General features: G+C 40.4%; 6 protein-coding genes. 4 read left to right on the forward strand and 2 right to left on the reverse strand.

Going from position 1 to position 5636, the window contains the following annotated elements; translation table 11 throughout:
• The 3 genes from CK510_RS33010 to CK510_RS25210 all read left to right on the forward strand — a co-directional run.
• Positions 1-208: hypothetical protein (locus CK510_RS33010; protein WP_211293300.1), on the forward strand; the 208-nt coding region annotated here is incomplete at its 5' end.
• A gap of 237 nt (positions 209-445) precedes the next feature.
• The gene (locus tag CK510_RS25205; protein ID WP_095724288.1) at positions 446-1120 is read left to right on the forward strand and encodes a pentapeptide repeat-containing protein; all 675 of its coding nucleotides are present in this window, start codon (positions 446-448) and stop codon (positions 1118-1120) included.
• 243 nt (positions 1121-1363) lie between these two features.
• Positions 1364-2005 carry a Uma2 family endonuclease gene (locus CK510_RS25210; protein ID WP_095724289.1) on the forward strand — a complete coding sequence of 214 codons (642 nt, stop codon included), beginning with the start codon at positions 1364-1366 and terminating at the stop codon, positions 2003-2005.
• Positions 2006-2303: 298 nt separating this feature from the next.
• Here CK510_RS25210 and CK510_RS25215 read toward each other — a convergent pair whose 3' ends face one another.
• On the reverse strand, positions 2304-3674 hold the full coding sequence (locus CK510_RS25215; protein WP_095724290.1) for an OFA family MFS transporter: 1371 nt from the start codon (positions 3672-3674) through the stop codon (positions 2304-2306).
• 520 nt (positions 3675-4194) lie between these two features.
• Positions 4195-4788: a peroxiredoxin gene (locus CK510_RS25220; protein WP_095724291.1), complete on the reverse strand. Its 594-nt coding sequence runs from the start codon at positions 4786-4788 to the stop codon at positions 4195-4197.
• Positions 4789-4945: 157 nt separating this feature from the next.
• On the opposite strand from CK510_RS25220, the gene CK510_RS25225 reads away from it, so the two are divergent.
• On the forward strand, positions 4946-5636 hold a 691-nt coding region (locus CK510_RS25225), incomplete at its 3' end, for a glycogen debranching enzyme N-terminal domain-containing protein (RefSeq protein WP_211293301.1).

The following is a 5636-nucleotide window of genomic DNA, read 5'->3' on the forward strand; positions in this document are numbered from 1 at the left end:
TAAGTCACCTCACGTAGATGCATTCTCCGTATTTACTTATCTTTACATAGTTTGGTTTTTTTATGCCCACCTACTTAAACTTGGTAGAGTTCTGGATAAATTATTTTTGAAAGGACTCGACACAACATTTTATATTCCTTTATATGCTTATTTATCAATAATACTATTAACAACTACAAGTAAACATAGAGATTTACTTATCGATTAGAACAAAATGTATATTTCCCCATTATTGCTACTTATTGAGAATGAGTTGGTTAGCTTAAATCAAGGCAATTACCTGCTTTGTGATGTTTTTATTCAATAAAAAGTATTATTTTATTCTTGTTTGATAGATTTGTTTCAGTGATTACCGATTGTGACAGTTGGGGTGCGGAATGTGGGTTATTAAATTGGCATTTTAATTGTTAATTTGGCATAACAAGTACTGAAGAACCAGGATTATTTGCTTCAAGGAAAACCTTTGCAAGATGCCAAGGCATTTCAGAAACAGCAAGCTGGAAATCTAGCGTTATCTAACCTGACGGAAGAGTTTATCAAAACCAGCCATAAACATAAGTTGATGATGTCGGTACAAACAGTTGGTTGGCTAACAATTCCGATTCTGGTTGCCCTTTTTGCTGTTGTCCCATATCAAAGAAAGCAAAGCTACAACGGAGCTTGGGAAATTATTAGAATTCAAGATCAAAAACAAGGAAAGCGTGCAGCACTGGAGTTGCTGACAGAGGGATGTTGGCAAAGAACGGAATGGGAATGGATTCCTACTAATGTTGCATCTTTATTGTTCGGAGGGTGTCCTAGTTTTCATGGTGAAGACCTCAGCCGTGCCAACCTTGAAAAAGCTATTTATAGCCAAGAAACAAAACTACCTGAGAAGTTTGACCCTACCAAGGAGAAAATGCTGTTAATAGCTCCTGGTGTTAACCTCAGTGGCACTGACTTGAGTAATGTTGATTTTAGATTTTCCGACTTCCAAGGTATCAATCTCACTAATGCCAACCTGGAAGATTCAAACTTGGTATTGGTTCAAAACCTCACACCTGAGCAAGTGAAAGCTGCCAAGAATTGGGAAAAAGCGAACTATAGTTACGAGTTTAAGGAAAAATTGGGGTTGAAGTAAGCGGAGGGGAAAAGCGATCGCATTTGGTTTAGAAAAAATTTTAGGGATGGCGATCGCGTAACGCATTAATGGGGGTTTGTTTGGAGATGCGATCGCGTTTGCTTGGTTTGATTGAAAGTGCGATCGCGTTTTTGGGAGAGTTTTGAGGAAGTGCGATCGCGCAAATTAACGAAGTTTCAGAGGTCGGTTTGGAAGTGCGATCGCTTACAGTTTTAATCTACAATTCTAATATGGGAGGCAATTATGAACGAACTCCAAACTAAAATACTAACTGATACTTGGGTCGCAGCAAGCTGGGATGAGTACATTAAGGTGATTGAAAATCCGGCTTATGCCAAAGCTAAGGGGTACTATCAACATGGAAGGATGAGGATTGAAATGCCACCAGTCGGAAATGACCATTCACGCGATCATACAGTTGTAATTACTGCCGCAAGCCTGTTTGCTGCCATCAAGGGTATTCCCATGAATGGCAATGATAACTGTACTTACCGGAAAACAGGTTACAGCGAGGTTCAGCCCGATGTGTCATATTATATTGGTGAAAATGCCAATGTCATTCCTTATGGTACTTCCATTATCAATCTCGATATTTATCCACCACCAAGTTTAGTCATAGAGATAGCAAATACTTCTCTTGCTGATGATAAAGGTGAAAAAAGATTGTTATATGAGGATTTGGGAGTAGCTGAATACTGGATTATGGATGTACAAAATGTCCAAATTATGGCTTTTGCGATCGCAGATGGTGGTAGCAAACGTATTACTCAATCTCTGGTGTTACCTAAACTGGAAATTTCCCTATTAAATGAAGCATTTCACAAAACTCGTCAAACAGACCAAAGTCAAGTTATCGCTTGGTTATTAACCCAATTTCAGCAATAAAAATAAATTTACCTAGAGTGTTCCAAAAAATAAATGATCCAAAACCTGTCATTGTGATCGCAAGTTATAACCAACAATAGCCATACTAATCACAAAAATTCCCTACTCTCCCAAGTCAGAAATGTAAAGATTTGCTAAAGCTATCTGCTACCCACTTGTCATATCGCAGAACCTCAGTTATTCTATAGGGGTGTGTGAGGAGTAAGTTGAAAACAGAAAGCGCTTGGAGTGGAAACACGGTCACACGTCCAAGCGCTTTTTGCTTTTTAACCGTCAGAACAGAAACCAAGGAAACGCTTTAAGTTACCTTATCTGTTTGCACTTCTTCCGAAAGAATTACAGAACTTGGTTTTAATAGGAATACAGTCAGGATGATTCCAAGCATCGCTAAAGCTGCGGTGGGATAGAAAAAATTTGTATAGCTACCGAATATATCTCGAACCTGACCTGCGATTGTAGTTCCGCCTAATGCACCAACTCCGTATGCAGTAAAAACGATACCGTAATTTTTTGCGTAGTCTTGGGGATTGAAGAAAGTCAAGGTCGAAGTAGGTGCGATCGCAAGCCATCCACCAAGGGAGAAGTAGAATAGCGAAAACGCGACTAAATAAGTTGTAATGTCACCTTGACGAGCATTTAGCATCATGATGGAGGCAATAATCACCAGCATAAAGGCGACAATTGCCCCAAGTTTTGGAGTCAAGCGATCGGTTAACCAACCAAAAAACGGTCTTCCTGCACCATTAAATATAGCAAATAAGGAAACACTGCTTGCTGCTGTTGCGGCATCCAGTTTGATAATTTCTTGTGCGAGGGGACTAGCAATTCCAATCGCTGCTAATCCAGCAAAAGAACCTATAGCGTAACACAACCACAAACCATAGAATGTCCGACTTTGGAGCATCGACTCTCGATTGCTTGTGCGGTGAGAATTACTTAGATTACTCCAAGTAAAAAAACGCCCAGTTGTCATTGCGAGGAGGAACGACGAAGCAATGACAAGTTTTGGATCATTTTTTTTTGGAACACTCCTTAAAGCGGGAGAATAGTTTGGGGGTTTCCAACCAGTTGGAGGAAGGGTTAAAGTTGCCGAAATTGCCAGAATAATCAAGGCAAAGGCAACACCAAATATAACAAAAGTCTGTCGAACTTGGTAGGTGTCAATCAGTGACTTTGCCAAAGGAGCAGTAATTAAAGGTGACAAACCAAAACCAACTACAGTTAAACCAACAGCAATGCCTTTTTTATCGGGAAACCATCTGGCAACGACTGCTAAAGGCATTCCGTAAGCCATACCGACACCAATACCTGCAATAATGCCATAGGTAACAGCTAGCATGGTGATGTTGCTGGCAAAGCTTGAAAGTATATAGCCAGTTGCCATGATCAAACCACCAACCGCAGTGATTAAACGCGCACCAAAGCGATTAATATAAAAACCTGCGATCGGCATTACCACAGCAAATACCACTAACAGCACGGTAAATGGTAATAAGCTTTCTGTTGCGGTGATATTAATTCCTTCTTTCTTAAATAATGCTTCCAGAGGTTTTCTAAAAATACTCCAAGAATAGACTGTTCCCAAGCATAGTAATACTGTCATTCCCAGGGGAATGAGGAACCATCTACCTTTGTCTGCGGGCATTCCGAAAAGTTTGATGTTATCCATAGTTGCGTCGAAATTACCTTTTCAGAAGTATCTCATCTTTTACGGACATTTTTTAATTGCAACGCTTGATTTCAACTAAACCTTACATTTTGAATTGAAAAAAATCTAGTATATTTACATACACACTTGAGACATTCTAATTAAATTAAAGACAGAGTAATTGTGCTAATTGTAGTACTTGTAGCTTGGGTGTAGGCGAGTACGTGACCCAACATAAATATAAAAACGGATTAGGGTTTTACTTTTAAATGAAGTGAAAATCTTTGAGATACTTCCTCCGTCAATAATTGTAAGGAACCGCGCACGAATAAGTTACCCATTTTCATAACAGAAAACCTTGATAATCAAAGGTTATACTGACCAAAACAGGTAAGTTATTTCTTCGCGACTCCTAAGTTGAGTGGAGGCGAGTGCGTAACCCAATATGAATCTACATAATCAAGGTTTGTATATCGTATCATTCGCGAGTGAGGGCGGGAGAACCCCGCCCCTAGATAAATTTGGGACAATTTATTTCTTGCTAAACGGCAGAGAAGTATACTTTAGATTTTACTGGGTCTGGGTTCATGGTTTTGTCACCAGGTTGCCAGCCAGCTGGGCAAACTTCATCTGGGTGAGATTGGACGTGCTGAATGGCTTGCAGGGTTCGTAGGGTTTCTTCGACGCTACGACCGAATGCGAGGTTGTTGATGGTGGCGTGCTGAATTGTACCATCTTTGTCGATGATAAATAGACCACGTAGGGCGATTCCCGCTGCTGGATCTAAAACATTGTAAGCAGAGCTAACTTCTTTCTTAATGTCGGCAACTAGGGGATAATTGAGGTCGCCAACACCGCCAGATTTGCGGTCGGTTTGAATCCAAGCAAGGTGTGAAAATTCGCTATCTACTGATATACCAAGTATTTCGGTGTTTAGCTTTTTGAATTCTTCGTAGCGATCGCTAAAGGCTGTAATTTCTGTTGGGCAAACAAATGTAAAGTCTAAGGGATAGAAAAATAGAACTACATACTTACCACGATAGTCGGAAAGTTTTACTGTTTTAAATTCTTGATCTACAACTGCTGTTGCTGCAAATTCAGGAGCGGTTTGACCCACACGGATGGATTCTGTCATAATATTATTCTCTTTCAGCCTACGTATCTGGGAATTTTTCGTCGGAAAGCGCGGAACTTATTTGGCTTTCTGCTAATTTAAGGTATCTACGCTTTGACGTTTTGATTACAAACTGTTACGAATATATCATACTCATAACGATTTTGAGTAACCCATGATTGAAGACTTAGATTCGCGAGAATGGATACTTACCAACGGTTTGGGGAGCTTTGCTGGGGGCACAGTTACGGATATCCGCACTCGAACTTATCATGGATGGTTATTTGCTGCCACGGAGCCACCTTCAGAGCGCAGTCTATTACTTTCCCATCTGGAAGCGAGTTTGGAATTACCGGAACGAACCATTGCATTGGGTACTAATGTTTGGGGTAATGGTTTAATTGATCCTAGTGGCTATAAATTTTTGCGTTCTTTTGAGGTTAACCCAGTTCCCAAATGGATTTGGGGTGAGGTTGATTGGCAATTGACTCGACTTTTGGTGATGCCACATTGGGAAGATAGGGAAGATAAAAAAAATCGTTTGTTAATTCAGTATCGTTATGAGGGTACGAAAGCGACTATTTTAAGGTTGCGACTGTTGATAGCCGATCGCGATTTACATCGTCAACAAATAAAAGTGCCGGAATTACAGTTTTCCCAGATGTTGGGTAAGCAGGAAGTTTGTTTGCAGGCAATGATGGCAGGTGATTTTGGTACACCTTGGCACTTACGTTGGACGAGGGGAGAGTATCAACCGGATGGTGTTTGGTATTGGAATTATGCTTTAAATGAAGAAACGCAAAGGGGATTGTGCGATCGCGCTACATCCAAAATATGTTGCCCTTGCAGTACCGTAAAACCACAATGGG

The sequence above is a fragment of the Brunnivagina elsteri CCALA 953 genome, from assembly GCF_002289455.1.
In the GTDB taxonomy this organism is placed as follows: domain Bacteria; phylum Cyanobacteriota; class Cyanobacteriia; order Cyanobacteriales; family Nostocaceae; genus Brunnivagina; species Brunnivagina elsteri.

What these genes read in the sequence shown, in the direction of transcription:
- CK510_RS25210 (WP_095724289.1), top strand. Translation starts at nt 1,364, where the DNA reads ATGAACGAACTCCAAACTAAAATACTAACTGATACTTGGGTCGCAGCA.
- CK510_RS25215 (WP_095724290.1), bottom strand. Translation starts at nt 3,674, where the DNA reads ATGGATAACATCAAACTTTTCGGAATGCCCGCAGACAAAGGTAGATGG.
- CK510_RS25220 (WP_095724291.1), bottom strand. Translation starts at nt 4,788, where the DNA reads ATGACAGAATCCATCCGTGTGGGTCAAACCGCTCCTGAATTTGCAGCA.